An 18,278-nucleotide genomic window follows, 5' to 3' on the forward strand; every position below is an offset into this window, starting at 1 on the left:
ATTCTCTCTTATTTTATGATATTAAGCATGCATCTTTAAATGTAATTTGAAAATATGCTCCTGTATGAGTCTTATTATTGTATTCATATGTACTATTAAATACTTCAATTGTAGCATTGTGATGTTCTGTTATTATTTGATGTGTCATAGAAAGACCAATTCCTGTTCCTATACTTTTATGTTTTGTTGTAAAGTAAGGTTCAAAAATTTTATGGATAATATCATCTTTTATTCCTCCTGCACTATCTTTTATTATCAAAAATAGATCATCTTTTATAAATTGTGTTTCAACAAAAATCAATTTGTCATCATCGATTATTTTTTCTTTTAAGGCATCTTTTGCATTATTTAAAATATTTATAAATGCCTGAATAAGCTGATTTTCAAAGCCATCAATATAAATATCATCTTTTAAATTTACGATTAAATTAATATGATTATTACTTATAGATGGCTTTATAATAGATAAAGACTTTTGTATTGTATTAACTAGTGAAATTCTCTCTTTCTCATTGTTTTCTTTTATAAAATTTCTAAAGTCATCTATTGTACTAGATAGATATTTTGTTTGAGTAATGACTTTTTCCATATTAGAAGATATATCTATACTATCTGTTATATTTAGTTCATTTTTTACTAATATCCCACTTGCAATTGTTGAAATCATACTTAGTGGCTGTCTCCATTGGTGCGCAATATTCCCTATCATCTCTCCCATAGAAGCTAGTTTTGCTTGAGATTCTAAAGCTTTTCTTTGAGATATATCTTGTGCAATACCAAGATAGCCATATGTTTCGTCATTTTTATTTTTTAGTGCGGTAATAACCAATATGACAGGAATATGCTCACCTTTTTTCGAAATATATGTCCATTCATATTCATTTTTTAATCCTAGTTTTGTCTTTTCAACAAATACTTCAAACCCAGGTTGAACTTTTTTATTTAACTCTTTTGAGAGATATCCTGCTCTTAGTATAATCTCAGATTTTAAGTGAAAAATTTCTGGAGTATAAATATTTATTAACTCTTTTGCTTCATATCCTAAAAGTTTTTCTGCCTCTTTATTAAACTGTTGAATAAGTCCATTTTTATCCGTACTTATCATCAAATATCCAGAATTATCAAAAATAGTTGTTTGTAACTCTAGTGCTTTATAAAGGTTAGCTTCATTTAGTTTTTCATTTGTTACATCATAAAACCAACCAATAATGGCTTTCTCACCATCAAAATCAATATTCATATATGAAGCTAATGCCCATGTTTGTTTATTTTCGATGTTTAACTCAACCATTATATTATAAATACGTTCACCCTTTTCTAGAGTTTTTATAATATGTTCATAAGTCTCTTTATTTACATAATAATCTTTTGGGTTTTTTCCACTTATGGTACCCTCTTTAAGATGCAGTAATTTTGAGTATGCTTTATTTGCAAATATTACATATTCCCCTCTATTTTTAGCAATTCTTACAGCTATGGGACTTAATTCTAAAAGATATTCAAGCCGGTGTTCATTTATTTCTAAAGTCTGTCTTGATGTTTTTATTGATTTTATCATTGTATTTATATTATTTGTTAAGGCAGAAATTTCTTTACTATTAGAATCAGGTATTAAAGTATTTGGAATACCTGTTTCATCGCCATCTTTTATGGTATTTATAATATCAGAGATAGGACTTAAAATATAATACTTGATACTTATATAAAGAAATAGAGTTAATAAAATAGATAATAAAACTGTATTAAATAAAGTATCTTTTACTATTTTTTCAAGTTCTTTATTTATCTCATTGTTTGTAATATAGATAGTAATTATCCCAAATGTCTCATTTGAGGAGTTTGTAATAGTAACACTTTTTGTAAAAAAAGCATTTTCTAAGAGTTTATTTTGATTTTTATCTGCGTTATTATAGTCAACAATATTTGTCTGAGAATTCTTTATTTTACCAGTAATATAAGCATCTTTACCTATAATTTTACCCATATGGTAATCTTTTACAATAATTGCAAATATATCTTTACTTTGGAGTTCATTGATTATAAGCTTTTCATATTCATTAATTGAGTAAGAGATAATCAAGTTCGTAATATTACTTTTTAATGAAAGAATAGCTTCTTTTGAGTCCTCTTTAATCTCATTTATAATTCTATTTTTTATATGATAATAATTGTATGTAGAATTTATAGTTAAAATAGATGTGACAGAAATAGTTATTATTAGTGCAAGTGTTATAAATAGAGATAGTTTATATTTTTTTACTTGAGTATTCTTCATATTATTTTTCAATACCAAGTACATTTAATTTTATAATAGGAAGTTTTTTTTCTATATTTTTTGCTGAGATAATAAGTATAGGTAGTTGTAGATTTTTTTTAACATTTATTCCATTTAGGTGGCTATCTAATTGTATTAGTGCTGTCTTTCCCATCAAATAAGGCTGTTGCATACCTGAAGCAATTATTATCTCTTTTGGAATAAGGTTTAAAAACTCAGGTTCTGCATCAAAAGTAACTAATAAAATTTCATCTTTTCTCTGTGATTCATTTATAGCTTTTAATGCACCTTTATAGATACTTGATGTTTGAATCCAAATTGCATTTAGGTCTGGATAATTAGTTAACATCTCTTTTGTGTAGTTGTAGGTCTCTTCCTGTGTCCAAGTTACAAGTTGTTTTAAATTAGCATTTACAATATTTGATTCATCTAGTGCTTTTATAAAGCCAATAGTCCTCTCTTGCCCATTTAATCTTTTTTGAGAAATAGCTATGATTCCAACTTTTTTATTTGAAAAACCCTTTTCAATCATTTTGTTTGTGAGAAGTTTTCCTATTTTGTAGGCACCATTTTTATTATTAGAAGATATATAAGATACATACTCTCCCCCGTCTGTACCAATATCAGAAATCACAACTGGGATATTAGCTTCCTTTGCAAGTTTTAAAATAGTAACACACGCTGATGAATTTGTAGGAGATACAATTATCCCTGAAACTTCATCTTTTATGGCTTTTATTGTATTTTCTAACTCTTTTTTAGCACTATTTTGTGCATCAAGTATTTCAAAGTCATAGCCCAATAAATCAGTCCCTTTTTCAATCCCTTTTGCCATGATATTCCAAAATGGAATATTTATATCAGAAACTAGATATACAATCTTTTTTTTGATAGGTTTACCTTGCACTAATTCATTTGCATTTAGACATAAAAAACAGAAAGTTAAAAAAGTAATTAAAAGTTTTGATATTTTCATGTAGTATCCTACTTTAAAATAATTATTTAGTTTTCTATTTTATCATGTAAAAAGGTATTTTTTTATTAAATAAGAAAAAATAGTAAATTTAATTGGATAGATTAATGTATAAAAATTATACAGTTTATTTATTAAATTGAATAAAGGGTTAAGCTATACTAAAAAGATGTTACAAAAAGATAATAAAACAGAATATTTGATTTTTACAGATTTAGATGGGACACTATTAGATCATAAAACATATGATTTTAGTGAAGCTAAAGAGATGCTTGATTTTATAGATAAGCAAAAAATACCTCTTATTATTGTCACAAGTAAGACAAAAGATGAGGTTATAGAACTTCAAAAAAAGCTAAATATATCTATGCCATTTATTATAGAAAATGGTGCAGGAATATTTATCCCTAAAGACAATACCTTTGAGCTTATTGCTTTAGGAAAAACTTATGAGACTACAATTACAACTTTTAAAAAATACTCAAAAAACTTTCCCTTAAAAGGTTTTCATCAGATGAGTGATGCAGAAGTCTCATTACATACTGAACTTCCTATAGAAAAAGCAAAGCAAGCCCGAAAAAGAACATTTAGTGAACCTTTTATTTTAGAAGATGAAAGCAAATTAGAGGCTTTGAAAAAGATTGCGATTGAAGATGGTTTTGATGTAGTAAAGGGTGGTAGGTTTTATCACTTAATTACTTTTGGACAAGATAAAGCAAAAGCAGTAAAATATATGAAGAGTTATTATGAAAACTTGTATAATAAAAGCTTTAATGCCATAGCCTTAGGTGATGGAGAAAATGATATAACTATGCTTGAAAGTGTAGATACTCCTATCTTGATAAAAAAACATGATGGTACATTTATAAATTGTGCTATTAAAAATCTTATAAAATCAGACTACATAGGCCCAAAAGGTTGGAATGAGAGTTTAAAAAGGATTTTAAATGCTTACTAAAAAAGAGTTAGAAAATAGTTTCTTATCTATACTAGAAGAAATCCATCCTAAAAAGCTTTTAAAAAAACAGTGTAAATTTAAAAATGATATATTTTATATAAATAGTGACTCTTTTGAAATTCCTAAAAATAAAAAGGTGCATATTTTAGGTTCAGGAAAAGCAGTTATTAGTATGGCTGAAGCTTTATATGAAATCATGGAAGAGAAAATACAAAAAGCTGTTTTAGTGGGAGCGTATGAAAATAACTTTGAAAAAAAGAATCTTACCTATATAAAAAGTACACATCCTTTACCAAGCCAAAAGAGTATAGAAGGAGCAAAGGCTTTAATAAAAGAGTTGGAATCTTTAAGTGAGGATGATTTTTTCATATATTTATTATCAGGGGGAAATTCAGCTTTAGTTGAACTTCCTATTGATGAGATAAGTCTTGAAGAGTTTCAAGAAACAACAAAATTGATGCTTCAAAATTCTATGCCAATTGAGTCAATAAATTGTGTAAGAAAACACCTCTCTGCAGTAAAAGGTGGAAGACTGGCAACTTTTACAAAAGCAAAAGGAGTTGTTTTAACTCTAAGTGATGTTTTAGGTAATAATTTAGAAGCTATAGGTTCTGCTCCGCTTTATTTTGATAGTACAACTTTTCAAAATGCCCTTGATGATTTGAAAAAGTTTGATATTTTAGAAAGCTTACCTTCTAGTGTTAGAAGCTATCTTGAGAGTGGAGTTCAATCAAAAGATTTAGAAACACCTAAAAAAGAGTTCTCAAATATTAAACACCATTTAATAGGCTCAAATGATATTTTACTAAATGAGGCTAAAAATATTTTAGAAAAGAAAAATCTAAATCCACTAATAGTAGATGAAAAAATAGAAGATGATGTACAAGTAGTATGTGAAAATCTTTTGCAGTTTTGTAAAGAAAAAGAAGAGGGGTGTTTTATTTACGGGGGAGAAGCAACTGTAAATGTAAATGGTAAGGGAAAAGGTGGAAGAAATCAACATCTTGTTTTATCATTTTTGAACTCTTATCCAGAAGATAAAGATATTATATTTTTAAGTGGAGCAAGTGATGGTATTGATGGTAATTCTGATGCTTGCGGTGCTATAATTGATAAAGATACAATAAAAAAAGTAAAAGAGTTAGATTTAGATATAAAAAGTTATGTGAAAAACTTTGATTCAAATGGTTTTTTTGAGAAGTTAAATCAGCTCTTAAAACCTGGACCTACACACAATAATATGTTAGATATTGTAATAATATATATAAATTCAAACAAAAACAAAGGAGATAAAAATGTCTGATTTCTTTCAAAATGGTGTAATAACTACCTTACAAAAATTAGGTGCTAGAACACTAGAAGATATGGAACAAGAGCTTGAAAAGTATAGCGAGAGAAGAAAGATGGTACTTTTACTTCCTGCGCTTTATTCTGAGTTTGAGACTCCTGCTATGCACAAAATTATAGAAGAGTTAAAAAATGTAAAGTATCTTTATAAGATAATTTTAGGACTAGACCAAGCTACAAAAGAGCAGTTTGAAGAGGTGAAAAAACTTATGTCTGTACTTCCTTGTCAAGTTGATGTTTTATGGAATGATGGCCCAAAAATTAAAGAACTTTATGAAGACTTAACAAAAGAGGGCTTTCCTGGACTTGATACTCCTGGAAAAGGAAGAAATGTTTGGACAATGATGGGTTATGGTTTAGCTGACAAAGATGCTTATGCCTTTGCCCTCCATGATTGTGATATTGTAAATTACAATAGAGAGATTCCTGCCCGTCTTTTTTTCCCAATTGTTCATCCAGCTTTAGATTTTGAGTTTAATAAAGGTTTTTACTCAAGGGTTACAAATAAACTTCATGGACGAGCTACTAGACTGCTTTACACTCCTTTAATTAACTCCCTTAAAAATGTTTATGGAGTAAATAGATACTTAGATTATATGGAAAGTTTTAGATATTCCTTATCTGGAGAGTTTTCTTTTATAAGATCTCTTGGTCGTGGGATTGCTATTTCTCCAACTTGGGGCTTAGAGGTTTCAACACTTAGTGAAGTTTATAAAAATACTTCAAATAAAAGAATCTGTCAAACAGAGATAATGGAAACATATGAACATAAACACCAAGAATTAGGTAGTCAAAGTGAAGGTGGTGGTATTTATAAGATGGCAAATGATATTGCAAAAACTATCTTTAGAGTGATGGCACAAGAGGGAGTAGTTTTTTCTTCTGCTTCGTTTAAAACTCTACTTGCAAGATATTATCAAGAATCTAGATTTGAAATATCAAAATTCAATGCTTTGAGTAAATTAAATGCCCTAGAATATAATAGAGAAAAAGAAATACATGCTGTAAATGCTTTTGAGGATGCTATAAAAGAAGCAGCTACAGAGTTTTATGATGATCCTATGGGAATACCATCTTTATCTCCATGGATTACTGTTCGTTCAGTTATGCCAGACTTTTCAGCAAAATTTGTTAGATATGTAAAAGAAGATAATCAATGAAACATATATCAGACCCCAGTCATACAATAAATAAAAGAATTCATCGTCTTTATCCTGAAGATATAGCACAAAGAGCTGTAAATGATATTATTGATTTGATTTTTAAATATAAACAAAGAATTAAATCAAAAGAGTATCATTTGAGTCAAAAAGATATTGTACTTATAACTTATGGTGACCAAGTATCAAAATATCATGAGCCATCTTTAGGTACTTTAAATAGTTTCATGGATAAACATTTAAAGGGTGTCATAAACTCTATTCATATTTTACCTTTTTATCCATATTCTAGTGATGATGGGTTTTCAGTAGTGAATTATAATGCCGTAGATCCTCACATGGGTTCATGGAGAGAAATTGAATCAATAAGTTCAAATTATAGACTTATGGTAGATGGAGTTATAAATCATATTTCCCAGTTTTCTGATTGGTTTAAAGCCTATTTGGCAGGAGATCCATATTTTCAAGATTTTTTTATTGATATTGATCCCTCTACTGATTTAAGTAAAGTAGTTCGTCCACGGGCAACTCCATTATTGAGTGAATATATTGATGATGATGGAAAAATAAGAAATATTTGGACAACATTTAGTAAAGACCAAGTTGATTTAAACTACAAAAGTCATAGAGTTTTACGAAATGTCTTAGATGCACTTTTTTATTATATAGAAAAAGGGGCAACCTTAATAAGACTAGATGCTATTGCTTTTATTTGGAAAGAGGTAGGAACTGCTTGTGCTCATCTTCCTCAAACCCATGAGTTGATACAGCTTATGCGTGAAGTTTTACATGAAGTTGCACCTGAGGTTATAATTATCACAGAAACAAATGTTCCTCACCATGAAAATATTTCATATTTTGGAAGTGGGGATGATGAGGCACAAATGGTATATAATTTTGCTTTACCTCCTTTATTGCTTCACTCAATTTTACATTCAAATACAAAAAAACTTACTGCTTGGGCTAAGACTTTAACCCTACCTAGTGATAAGGTTTGTTTTTTTAACTTTACAGCAAGTCATGATGGAATAGGTATGCGTCCAGTTAAAGGACTTTTAGAAGACCATGAGATTGAGTATTTGGTAAATTGTGTTAAAGAGCATGGTGGATTGGTATCTTATAGAGCAGAAGAGGATGGAAGCCAAACTCCATATGAGTTAAACTGTTCTTATATAGATGCCCTAACAAATCCAAATGAAGACCAATATTTAAGAATAAAAAGAATGTTAGTAACCCAAGCTGCTGTTTTAGCTATGCCTGGAGTTCCTGGGATTTACTTTCACTCTCTTGTTGGTTCTAAAAATTATCATGAAGGGGTTAAACACTCTGGAATAAATAGAACAATAAATAGAGAAAAGTATAACATCGACTGGCTTGAAGAGGAACTTTCTAGTCAAGGAAGTGTTGCAAAAACTATGTTTGATTCATATAAAAGGCTTATTTCTATAAGGATAAATGAAGAAGCATTTAATCCTTTTGGAGATTTTGAGATTTTAGATTTAGATGATAGATTATTTGTAATAGATCAATTATGTTGTGAGCATAAAACTAGAATAGTAGCCATACATAATTTCTCAAATGAAGAGGTTAGTTGTACGTTACCTGACAATATTTCCCTTCCTATTTGTGATATACTTTCTTCAAGTTGTATGACAAATCATATGGGAAATAAAGATGAACTCAAACTAGAACCTTACCAAATAATGTGGTTAAAAGGTAAAGTTTAAAATTTAAAATGAAAAAGGATTAAAAATGAATAATAAAGAAAAATCAATAACAAGCTGTCTATTTCCAGCAGCAGGGTATGGAACAAGGTTTCTTCCCGCAACAAAAGCTATGCCAAAAGAGATGTTACCAGTTCTTACAAAACCTCTTATTCAATATGGAGTTGAAGAAGCAATGGAAGCTGGCTGTGATATTATGTCGGTAATCACAGGAAGAGGTAAAAGAGCTATAACAGACCACTTTGATATCTCTTATGAGTTAGAGCACCAAATCCAAGGTTCAGCTAAAGAGAAGATGTTAGCTGACATTAGAAATATTATTGATAAGTGTACCTTTACTTATACTAGACAAAATGAGATGAAAGGTTTAGGTGATGCTATTTATAAAGGTAAAGTTTTAGTAGGTGATATCAATCCTTTTGCTGTAATACTTGCAGATGACCTTTGTGTAAATCCTAAAGGTGATGGAACCTTAGCTCAAATGGTAAAACTTTATAATAAATATAAATGTTGTATTGTAGCTTGTATGGAAGTTCCTAAAGAGGATGTGCATAAATATGGGGTAATAGAAGGAAACCAAATAGAAGATGGTGTATTTATGGTATCAAATATGGTAGAAAAACCTGATAATGATAAAGCTCCTTCAAATCTAGCTGTTATAGGAAGATATATCTTAACACCAGATATTTTTGAAATAATTAAAAATACAAAACCTGGGAAAAATGGAGAGTTACAAATTACTGATGCCTTATGTACTCAAGCAAAAAAAGGCATGGTAATGGCTTATAAATTCCAAGGTAAAAGATTTGATTGTGGAAGTGTTGATGGCTTTGTTGAAGCTACAAACTATTTTTATAATTTAGAGAATAAAAAGAAATAAAATGAATACAAAAAATAATCTATGTGATTTTATACTTTTTGGAGGCCATGGGGATTTATCATTTAGAAAACTTATGCCTGCACTTTATCATTTATGTAAAGATGAATATATATCAAGTGAAAGTAGAATAATAACAATCTCTAGAAAAGAGATAAGCATAGATGAACACGTAAGTTTGATAAAAGAAAAACTAATTGAGTTTTTAAGTGAAGAAAAACTTGATGAGAAGTTTTTTGAAACCTTTAAAAAACAACTCTTGATGGTAAGTATAGATTTTTCAAATGAAAGCTCATATGAAAACTTGCAAAATATTTTAAATGAACACACTGATAGAGATAGAATTAACTACTTATCAACTTCACCTGATTTTTTTGGAAGTATTTGTAAGTCTTTAAATGATTGGGATTTGATAAGTAAACACACAAGAGTTGTATTAGAAAAGCCTTTAGGTAGAGACTTAAAATCATCTCAAGAGATTAATAAAGAGGTTTTAAAATATTTTGAAGAAGACCAAGTATATAGAATAGACCATTATTTAGGGAAAGATACTGTTCAAAATATCATGGCTTTACGTTTTTCAAATAGGCTTTTTGTACCCCTTTGGAACTCAAATCACATAGACCATGTTCAAATAACAGTTGCAGAGAGTGTAGGAGTTGAGAATAGATGGGGTTATTATAATGACTATGGAGCTCTAAGAGATATGATTCAAAATCATCTTATGCAACTACTTTGTCTAATAGCTATGGAGCCGCCATGTTCACTTGATGCAAATAGTGTAAGAGATGAAAAAGTTAAAGTTTTACGTTCATTTAGAAATATAAATGATGAAGATATCAAAACAAAAACAGTAAGAGCTCAGTACAAAGCTGGCTCTTCAGATGGTTCAAGTGTTCCAGGGTATTTAGATGGCAAAGATGAAGAGAGTAATACAGAAACTTTTGCAGCTATAAGAGTTGATATAGACAACTGGCGATGGAATGGTGTTCCCTTTTATATAAGAAGTGGTAAACGTCTTCAAAAAAGAAATTCTGAGATAGTAATACAGTTTAAGACTATTCCTCACTCTATTTTTGGTGGAGATGAAACCTCAATAAATGCAAATAGACTTGTCATAACTTTACAACCAAAAGAGAGTATTGAGTTAAAGCTCATGAATAAAATTCCAGGACTAAGTGATACTATGAAACTTCAACAAGTAGACTTAGAACTAAATTCACCCCACAATAGTCATAGAAAACCAGATGCCTATGAAAGACTTATTTTAGATGTGATTCGTGCAAACCCCACTTTATTTATGAGACTTGATGAGGTAGAAACAGCTTGGAAATGGGCTGATAAGATTATTGATGGTTGGGAGAAAAATCTATCACCTATGAAAACTTACACAGCTGGAAGTGATGGCCCAAGTGCGGCTATTCAACTAATCGCAAAAGATGGAAGAAGTTGGAACGATGAATGATTTTAAAGAATTTTCTTCAAGTGAAGAATTAGCTCAAAACTTAGCTCAAAATATAGCTTTAATACTTGAAGATAGTATAAAAGCTTATGGGCAAGCCACCCTTTTAGTATCAGGTGGAAATACTCCAAAACTATTTTTTCAAAAGCTTTCAGAAATAAATATTGCATGGAAAAAGGTAACCATTGGACTAGTTGATGAGAGATGGCTTGAAAATGATTCTAAAGATAGTAATGCTTTTTTAGTTCAGGAAAGATTACTTATCAATTTTGCAAAAGAAGCTAGATTTGTAGGGCTTTATGTAAAAGGAGTGAGTGCAAGTTCAGCTCAAAAAATTTGCTCTAAGATTTATGAAAAAGAGTTTGAAAGAACTGATGTATTAGTTTTAGGAATGGGTACTGATGGTCATACGGCATCACTGTTTCCCAATAATGAAAGACTAAAAGAGGCTTATGATTTAACAAATGACAATTTTTGTATCTGTATTGAGCCAAAAACAGCTCCATATGAGAGAATGAGTCTAACTCTTAGAAAAGTTCTTGAAGCCAAAAATATAATTTTACATATTGAAGGAAAAGAGAAATTAGAAGTTTATCGTAGTGCTATAGAAGCAAAAGATATTTACAAATATCCAGTAAGCTCAGTTTTAAATCAAACGGGCAAAAAAATTGAGGTTTATTACTCATGAATAAAATAATCAAAGATGTAACAAACAGAATAATAAAAAGATCACAAAAAAGTAGAAATATTTATTTAACTAGAATAAATGAAGCTAAGAAAAATAGTGTTAATAGGGCTGTTTTAGATTGTGCTAATTTAGCCCATGCAATAGCTCCTATGACAAATGAAGAAAAAGCTTTTTTAAGTGATATGAAGTCTTTTAATATGGGAATTGTAACAGCATATAATGATATGTTATCAGCTCACGAACCCTATCATGCCTACCCTGATATATTAAAAAAAGAGCTTTTAAAATATAGTTCTACTGCACAAGTTGCAGGTGGCGTTCCTGCCATGTGTGATGGCGTTACTCAAGGGCAAGAAGGCATGGAACTATCACTGTTTTCTAGGGATAATATTGCCATGGGAACCGCAATTGGCTTAAGTCATAATACTTATGATGGAGCATTTTATTTAGGAATTTGTGACAAAATTGTACCAGGTCTATTAATAGGAGCTTTAAGTTTTGGACATTTGCCTGCTATATTTGTACCCTCAGGGCCTATGCCTTCAGGAGTTTCAAATAAAGAAAAAGCAAAGGTGCGAGAAGAATTTGCCCAAAAAAAAGTTGATGAAAAAGTACTTTTTGAAGTAGAAAAGGCTTCATACCATAGCTGTGGTACTTGTACTTTTTTTGGAACAGCAAATTCAAATCAAATGCTTTTGGAGATGATGGGATTACAACTTCCTAATGGCTCTTTTGTAAATGCCAATACACCTCTAAGATATGCTTTGACAAGAAAATCAGCTCAAAGACTTATTGATTTATGTGATAAAAAGATATCAATATCTGATATTGTAAATGAAAAATCTTTTGTAAATGCAATAGTTGGACTAATGGCAACAGGTGGTTCTACAAATCATACAATACATTTAATTGCTATGGCAAAAGCCGCAGGTATTGTTCTTACTTGGGAAGACTTTGATGATATTTCAAAAGTTACACCACTCTTATGTAAAATGTATCCAAATGGAAGTGCAGATGTAAACCATTTTAGAGATGCAGGTGGAATGAGTGTTGTAATAGCACAACTTTTAAAAATAGGGCTAGTACATAATGATGTGCAAACAGTTGTAGGATATGGTTTGGATGATTTTATAAAAGAGCCAGTTTTACAAAATAATGAACTCCTTTTTAATATTGGAGCTAGTATTTCTAAAAATGATGAAGTAATATCTGATACTAAAAACCCCTTTTCACCTGAGGGTGGATTGAAACTTTTAGTTGGAGATATTGGTAAAAGTGTTATAAAAACTTCAGCATTAAAAGATGAACAACTTTATATAAAAGCACCTGCACTTGTATTTAATTCTCAAGAAGATTTACAAAAAGAGTTTATTTTAGGAAATCTTGAAAAAGATTTTATAGCAGTTGTTAGATATCAAGGACCAAAAGCAAATGGAATGCCAGAACTTCATAAACTTATGCCTCCACTAGGAGCCTTACAAGACAAAGGTTTTAAAGTGGCAATTGTTACAGATGGACGTATGTCAGGGGCTTCGGGGAAAGTAGCTTCTGCAATACATCTTTATCCAGAAGCTGTTGATGGTGGACTTATTTGCAAAATAGAAAATGGTGATATGATAGAAATGGATATAAGAAATGGAACAATAAAACTTTTAGTAGATGATCAAACTTTAAAAAACAGAGAAATAAAAAAAATAGATTTAGAAAAAAATAGACATGGCTTTGGACGAGAACTTTTTTCAACTATTAGAGAAAATGTAAGTACAAGTGAAACTGGAGCTACTATTTTTAAACTTGTGGGAGAGGAAAATTCATGAATGCAAATGATGTAATGAAAATATCACCTATTGTACCTGTTATTGCACTTGATGATGCCAAAGATGCTTTACCTTTAGCAAAAGCTTTAAGCAAGGGTGGAATAAATATCATGGAGATAACATTAAGAACAGATGCTGGACTTAAGGCTATCGAGATTATCTCAAAGGAGATGCCTTCTATGAATGTAGGAGCTGGAACAGTTTGTAATAATGTAGATTTACTAGAAGCAAAGGCAGTTGGGGCTAAGTTTGTATTTTCACCAGGAATTAGCCAAGAGTTAATAGATAGTTCAAAGAAGAATAATATGACTTTGATTCCAGGAGTTGCTACATCTTCTGAGGTTATGCTTGCCCAAAATAATGGTATTTATAATTGTAAACTTTTCCCAGCAACACTAAGTGGTGGTGTTGATATTTTAAAAGCTTTTCAAGGACCATATGCAAAAATGAATTTTTGTCCTACTGGTGGAGTTAATTTAGAAAACCTCAATGATTTCATATCTTTAAAAAATGTTTTATGTGTAGGTGGTACATGGATTGTTCCAAAAGATGTTATAAAAAATGGTGATTTTAGTAAAATCACTCAATTATGTATCCAAGCCCTAGAAAAAACAAAATAAAATAAAAGGAGAATGTTTTGTCACATAACTTAGCAGGAAAAAAAGCACCAAAAGAGATTTTAGAAGATATTCCAAAACTAATTTCTTTGTATTATGATAAAAAACCAGATATAAATATAGTAAGTCAAAAAGTTAGTTTTGGAACATCAGGACATAGAGGTACATCTTTAAAAACAAGTTTTAATGAAGAACATATTTTAGCTATAAGTCAAGCTTTATGTGAATATAGAAAAAGTGTGGGAATAGATGGAACTTTATATATAGGAATTGATACCCATGCCTTATCAACTCCTGCTCAAACAACAGCTTTACAAGTATTTGTAGCAAATGAAATTAAATGTAAAATTGCCCAAGATAAAAATTTTACTCCAACTCCTGTAATCTCATATACTATTTTAGAAGCAAATAAAAATAGTGAGACTTTAAATGATGGAGTTGTAATAACTCCTTCTCATAACCCTCCAAGTGATGGTGGCTTTAAATACAATCCACCAAATGGTGGACCAGCTGATAGTGATGTTACAAGCATTATAGAAAATAGAGCAAATGAGATTTTGGCAAATAATTTAAAAGAAGTAAAAAAAGTCTCAATAGAAGAGTTGTCAAATTCAAAGTTTGTAGAAGAGTTTGATTTTATAACTCCTTATGTAAAAGACCTTAATACAATTATTGATATGGATTGTATTAAAAAAGCAAATCTTAAAATTGGTGTTGATCCTATGGGAGGTTCAGGAATTGAAGTATATAAAAAGATAAAAGAGATATATGGCTTAAATCTTGAAATTGTAAATGATAAGGTTGATTCAACATTTTCCTTTATGACCTGTGACCACGATGGGAAGATTAGAATGGATTGTTCATCAAAAGATGCTATGGCTTCATTGATTGACTTAAAAGATAAGTTTGATTTAGCTTTCGCAAATGACCCTGATTTTGATAGACATGGAATAGTAACTCCTAGTGTTGGGCTTATGAATCCAAATCATTATCTTTCGGTTGCTATTTGGTACTTATATTCGCATAGACCTTGGAGTGATGAATTAGGTATTGGGAAAACTCTTGTGTCAAGTTCTATGATAGATAGAGTTGCAAAGATGCTAGATAAAAAACTTTATGAAGTACCTGTTGGTTTTAAGTGGTTTGTAGATGGACTTTATGAAGGAACTTTAGGTTTTGGCGGAGAAGAGAGTGCTGGAGCTTCATTTTTAAGATTTGATGGTAGTGTTTGGTCTACAGATAAAGATGGAATAATTTTAAATCTATTAGCTGCTGAAATTACTTCAAAACTAAAAAAAGACCCAGGAATCATCTATAAAGAGTTGGAAGAAAAAAATGGAACATCTTATTATAAAAGAGTAGATGCCCCAGCTAGCTTAGAACAAAAAGCAAAATTAAAAAACTTAAGTGTTGAAGATATAGTTTCAAGAGAGCTTGCAGGTGAAACAATAGAGAATATTTTCACAAAAGCTGATGGAAATAAGGCATCCATTGGAGGGCTTAAAGTGGTTACTAAAAATGGCTGGTTTGCAGCACGACCTTCTGGTACTGAAGATATATATAAAATTTATGCGGAGAGTTTTATTAGTAGTGAGCATTTGGAAGATATTTTAGCCCAAGCTCAAGAGATAGTTACACAAAGTATAAAAGGATAAAAGATGAATTATAGTGCAAATTTTAATCCAAGGGTTTCTGATAGTGAGATTTTTGAAAGTATAAAAAAAGAAAAACAAGAGATAGGATACTATAACTTGCCCTTTCAAGATACTACGCAAATAAAAGAGTATGCTAAAACTGTAACTCAAAAAGATATAGCAATAATTGGGATTGGTGGAAGTACACTAGGAACATATGCAATTTATAGTTTTCTAACAAGAACACATAATTTTGATAAAAAACTCCATTTTTTTGAATCAACTGACCCTATTGACATAAATACTAGACTGGATAGATTAGATTTAGAAAATACTTTATTTATAGTTATTAGTAAATCAGGAACAACTATTGAGACAATAAGTGTTTTTAAATATCTATATTCAAAAGTTAAAATAGATAAAGAGAACTGTTTAGTGATAACTGAAACTGATAGTAAGTTAAATGATTTTGCACAAGCAAATGAGATAAAAACTTTTGAAGTGCCTAAAAATGTAGGTGGAAGATTTTCAGTTTTTTCAACTGTGGGACTTGTACCACTTGCAATTGTTGGGATTGATATTGATAGATTAATTGATGGCTGTAAAGAGGCTTATAGTGAGTATTTTGAACAAGAACTTTTATATAAGCAACTTATGACAAAAGCTAGATTTATGGCTGAATACAAACATAAGTTTAATAATAATGTAGTTTTTTCTTATGCTTCAGAACTTGAAGGTTTTAACAAATGGTATGTTCAACTTTGGGGTGAAAGCTTAGGGAAAATTGACAATGATAATACACATCAAGGTTTAACACCAATTGGTTTATTAGGACCTGTTGACCAACACAGTTTTTTACAACTTATTATTCAAGGCAAAAGGGATAAGACTGTAACTTTTATAAAAATAAAAGATTTTGCCGATAATTCAAAAATTCCTGATGTAAAATTAAAAGGCTTAGAAGGTCTTGATTATATCAATAATTTAAAATTCTCTGAACTTATAAATCATCAGGCAGATGCGACTATAAAAGCAGTACAAGATTTACAAGATATTCCTTGTGACACAATTACTATGGAAAAAGTTGATGGATTTAATTTAGCAAAAATAATGTATATATATGAACTCTTAACTTCAATTGTTGGGAAGTTTTTATATATAAATGCCTATGACCAACCAGGTGTTGAAAGTGGTAAAATAATTTTAAAAGAGAAGTTGAAAAGCAAAAATAGAGTATAGAAAGCTTTTATTCATATATGAATGATACTTGAATTAATGTATAATCTTTACAAATAAAAGTAAGGAAATAATATGAAACTAGGAATATCATCATGTTTGATTGGAAATCTTTGTCGTTATGATGGGGCTCACTCCAAAGATGCATTTGTATATAATATTCTTCAAAAATATTTTGAGATAGTTCCCTATTGTCCTGAAGATATGATATTTGGCTCACCTAGGGAAACTATTAGATTGGTTAGAGATGGTGATGATATAAAAGTCACTACAAGTGATGGTTCTAAAGATGTAACTAAACAGTTAGATGATATTTCAGTACTTTGTGCACAAAAAATAGCTAAAGATGATATTTGTGGTTTTATTCTAAAATCAAAGTCTCCAACCTGTGGGATGGAGAGGGTAAAAGTATATCAAGAAAAAAATGCCCCAAGTATAAAAGAGGGCGTGGGACTTTTTGCAAAACGAATAAAAGAGCTTTACCCTTACTTACCCGTTGAAGAAGAGGGTAGATTAAATGATGCTTGGTTAAAAGAAAACTTTCTAATGCAAATATTTGCTTATAAAGATTTACATGAGTTGCTAAAAAAAGATATTGTATTTAATGATTTAGTAGAGTTTCATACTTCATACAAATATCTCCTTTATGCAAAATCACAAGAGTTTTATAAAGAGTTAGGAAATATTGTAGCAAATCATGATAAAAAGCCTTTATCAGAGATTTTAGATGAATATAAACAGAGTTTTTTACAAGCCATTAGTCAAAAAAGTACTATCAATAAAACTTACAATGTCTTACTTCACATCTTTGGTTATTTTAAAAAGCATATATCAAAAGAAGAAAAAGAGTTATTACTTATAACTATGGATGAGTACAAAGATGGAATAGTTCCATTAATAACAATAGTTAAGATGTTTAAAATATATATTAGCAAGCATGATATAGAATATCTTAAAAAACAAAAGTTTTTAAATCCATACCCAGCTGAGTTAGCTTTAAGGTCTGATTTAAAAGCTAATAAATAGGTTTTAAATGGAAGTATTTAATAATATCCCACTTCATATGAATGTAATGGTAATATTTTTTTCGATATTACCATTTATAGTTTTAGTAAGTATTAATTATGCAAAAAACAAAAAGTATAAGCTACATCTTATCTCTCAAGGCTTTGTACTTATTTTGACGGTTTTAGTATTGGTATTTTTTGAAGTGATGATTAGAATAGATGGGGGCTTTTTTGAGTTTGCAAAACAAAGTAATATGCCCTATGGTTTCTTAGTTAAATATCTTTTCTTTCACATTGCATTATCTATAATAGCAGCATTTTTGTGGATAAGACTTTTTATAAACTCTATGATTATGTATAGAGCAGGGAAATTAGAGAGTCTAAAAAACTCAAAGCATAAACGAGATGGAAAGATAACATTTTTGTTTTTATTACTTAGTTGTGTAACAGGAGTATTTCTTTATCTATTTTTATTTATTTTTTAAAAGAGAATAAAACCCTCT

General features: G+C 29.8%; 15 protein-coding genes. 13 read left to right on the plus strand and 2 right to left on the minus strand.

Annotation, left to right across the window (positions count from 1 at the left end):
• Window positions 1-13 precede the first annotated feature (13 nt).
• Both ACNI28_RS07235 and ACNI28_RS07240 read right to left on the minus strand, forming a co-directional pair.
• Window positions 14-2,275: a sensor histidine kinase gene (locus ACNI28_RS07235; protein WP_419763601.1), complete on the minus strand. Its 2,262-nt coding sequence runs from the start codon at window positions 2,273-2,275 to the stop codon at window positions 14-16.
• Window position 2,276: 1 nt separating this feature from the next.
• A complete protein-coding gene (locus ACNI28_RS07240) occupies window positions 2,277-3,251 on the minus strand; it encodes a substrate-binding domain-containing protein (RefSeq protein ID WP_419763602.1) in 975 nt (324 codons plus the stop codon).
• Window positions 3,252-3,417: 166 nt separating this feature from the next.
• Here ACNI28_RS07240 and ACNI28_RS07245 point away from each other — a divergent pair, with 166 nt between their 5' ends.
• From ACNI28_RS07245 to ACNI28_RS07305, 13 genes are all read left to right on the plus strand, one after another.
• Window positions 3,418-4,206 (plus strand): HAD-IIB family hydrolase, encoded by a 789-nt coding sequence (locus ACNI28_RS07245; RefSeq protein WP_419763603.1) that lies wholly within the window; start codon window positions 3,418-3,420, stop codon window positions 4,204-4,206.
• Window positions 4,196-5,509 carry a glycerate kinase type-2 family protein gene (locus ACNI28_RS07250; protein ID WP_419763604.1) on the plus strand — a complete coding sequence of 438 codons (1,314 nt, stop codon included), beginning with the start codon at window positions 4,196-4,198 and terminating at the stop codon, window positions 5,507-5,509. The genes ACNI28_RS07245 and ACNI28_RS07250 overlap by 11 nt, the downstream gene beginning before the upstream one ends.
• Entirely contained in the window at window positions 5,502-6,713 is a 1,212-nt protein-coding gene (locus tag ACNI28_RS07255) for a glycosyltransferase family protein (RefSeq protein WP_419763605.1), read from the plus strand. The genes ACNI28_RS07250 and ACNI28_RS07255 overlap by 8 nt, the downstream gene beginning before the upstream one ends.
• Complete coding sequence (locus ACNI28_RS07260; RefSeq protein ID WP_419763606.1) at window positions 6,710-8,440, plus strand: sugar phosphorylase; 1,731 nt, start codon at window positions 6,710-6,712, stop codon at window positions 8,438-8,440. The genes ACNI28_RS07255 and ACNI28_RS07260 overlap by 4 nt, the downstream gene beginning before the upstream one ends.
• A 25-nt stretch (window positions 8,441-8,465) precedes the next feature.
• Window positions 8,466-9,317, plus strand: a complete 852-nt coding sequence (gene galU, locus ACNI28_RS07265) for a UTP--glucose-1-phosphate uridylyltransferase GalU (protein ID WP_419763607.1) — start codon at window positions 8,466-8,468, stop codon at window positions 9,315-9,317.
• A 1-nt stretch (window position 9,318) separates the two neighbouring features.
• The gene (gene zwf, locus ACNI28_RS07270; protein ID WP_419763608.1) at window positions 9,319-10,779 is read left to right on the plus strand and encodes a glucose-6-phosphate dehydrogenase; all 1,461 of its coding nucleotides are present in this window, start codon (window positions 9,319-9,321) and stop codon (window positions 10,777-10,779) included.
• Entirely contained in the window at window positions 10,772-11,464 is a 693-nt protein-coding gene (pgl, locus tag ACNI28_RS07275) for a 6-phosphogluconolactonase (protein WP_419763609.1), read from the plus strand. Before zwf ends, pgl begins: the two co-directional genes overlap by 8 nt.
• Window positions 11,461-13,281 (plus strand): phosphogluconate dehydratase, encoded by a 1,821-nt coding sequence (edd, locus tag ACNI28_RS07280; RefSeq protein ID WP_419763610.1) that lies wholly within the window; start codon window positions 11,461-11,463, stop codon window positions 13,279-13,281. Before pgl ends, edd begins: the two co-directional genes overlap by 4 nt.
• Window positions 13,278-13,901 (plus strand): bifunctional 4-hydroxy-2-oxoglutarate aldolase/2-dehydro-3-deoxy-phosphogluconate aldolase, encoded by a 624-nt coding sequence (gene eda, locus ACNI28_RS07285; RefSeq protein WP_419763611.1) that lies wholly within the window; start codon window positions 13,278-13,280, stop codon window positions 13,899-13,901. Before edd ends, eda begins: the two co-directional genes overlap by 4 nt.
• Before the next feature lie 17 nt (window positions 13,902-13,918).
• Window positions 13,919-15,553, plus strand: coding sequence for a phosphoglucomutase (alpha-D-glucose-1,6-bisphosphate-dependent) (pgm, locus tag ACNI28_RS07290; protein ID WP_419763612.1), 1,635 nt, complete (start codon window positions 13,919-13,921; stop codon window positions 15,551-15,553).
• 3 nt (window positions 15,554-15,556) lie between these two features.
• Window positions 15,557-16,771 carry a glucose-6-phosphate isomerase gene (locus ACNI28_RS07295; protein WP_419763613.1) on the plus strand — a complete coding sequence of 405 codons (1,215 nt, stop codon included), beginning with the start codon at window positions 15,557-15,559 and terminating at the stop codon, window positions 16,769-16,771.
• A gap of 72 nt (window positions 16,772-16,843) precedes the next feature.
• Window positions 16,844-17,794, plus strand: coding sequence for a YbgA family protein (locus ACNI28_RS07300; RefSeq protein WP_419763614.1), 951 nt, complete (start codon window positions 16,844-16,846; stop codon window positions 17,792-17,794).
• 7 nt (window positions 17,795-17,801) lie between these two features.
• Window positions 17,802-18,260, plus strand: coding sequence for a DUF420 domain-containing protein (locus tag ACNI28_RS07305; RefSeq protein WP_419763615.1), 459 nt, complete (start codon window positions 17,802-17,804; stop codon window positions 18,258-18,260).
• Window positions 18,261-18,278 lie beyond the last annotated feature (18 nt).

The organism is Arcobacter denitrificans (SeqCode) (assembly GCF_048571185.1).
GTDB classification, from domain to species: Bacteria; Campylobacterota; Campylobacteria; order Campylobacterales; family Arcobacteraceae; genus Arcobacter; species Arcobacter denitrificans.

Excerpts from the sequence above, each read along its gene's own strand:
- ACNI28_RS07235 (WP_419763601.1), bottom strand. The coding sequence starts at position 2,275 with ATGAAGAATACTCAAGTAAAAAAATATAAACTATCTCTATTTATAACA.
- ACNI28_RS07240 (WP_419763602.1), bottom strand. The coding sequence starts at position 3,251 with ATGAAAATATCAAAACTTTTAATTACTTTTTTAACTTTCTGTTTTTTA.
- ACNI28_RS07245 (WP_419763603.1), top strand. The coding sequence starts at position 3,418 with ATGTTACAAAAAGATAATAAAACAGAATATTTGATTTTTACAGATTTA.
- ACNI28_RS07250 (WP_419763604.1), top strand. The coding sequence starts at position 4,196 with ATGCTTACTAAAAAAGAGTTAGAAAATAGTTTCTTATCTATACTAGAA.
- ACNI28_RS07255 (WP_419763605.1), top strand. The coding sequence starts at position 5,502 with ATGTCTGATTTCTTTCAAAATGGTGTAATAACTACCTTACAAAAATTA.
- ACNI28_RS07260 (WP_419763606.1), top strand. The coding sequence starts at position 6,710 with ATGAAACATATATCAGACCCCAGTCATACAATAAATAAAAGAATTCAT.
- galU (WP_419763607.1), top strand. The coding sequence starts at position 8,466 with ATGAATAATAAAGAAAAATCAATAACAAGCTGTCTATTTCCAGCAGCA.
- zwf (WP_419763608.1), top strand. The coding sequence starts at position 9,319 with ATGAATACAAAAAATAATCTATGTGATTTTATACTTTTTGGAGGCCAT.
- pgl (WP_419763609.1), top strand. The coding sequence starts at position 10,772 with ATGAATGATTTTAAAGAATTTTCTTCAAGTGAAGAATTAGCTCAAAAC.
- edd (WP_419763610.1), top strand. The coding sequence starts at position 11,461 with ATGAATAAAATAATCAAAGATGTAACAAACAGAATAATAAAAAGATCA.
- eda (WP_419763611.1), top strand. The coding sequence starts at position 13,278 with ATGAATGCAAATGATGTAATGAAAATATCACCTATTGTACCTGTTATT.
- ACNI28_RS07295 (WP_419763613.1), top strand. The coding sequence starts at position 15,557 with ATGAATTATAGTGCAAATTTTAATCCAAGGGTTTCTGATAGTGAGATT.
- ACNI28_RS07300 (WP_419763614.1), top strand. The coding sequence starts at position 16,844 with ATGAAACTAGGAATATCATCATGTTTGATTGGAAATCTTTGTCGTTAT.
- ACNI28_RS07305 (WP_419763615.1), top strand. The coding sequence starts at position 17,802 with ATGGAAGTATTTAATAATATCCCACTTCATATGAATGTAATGGTAATA.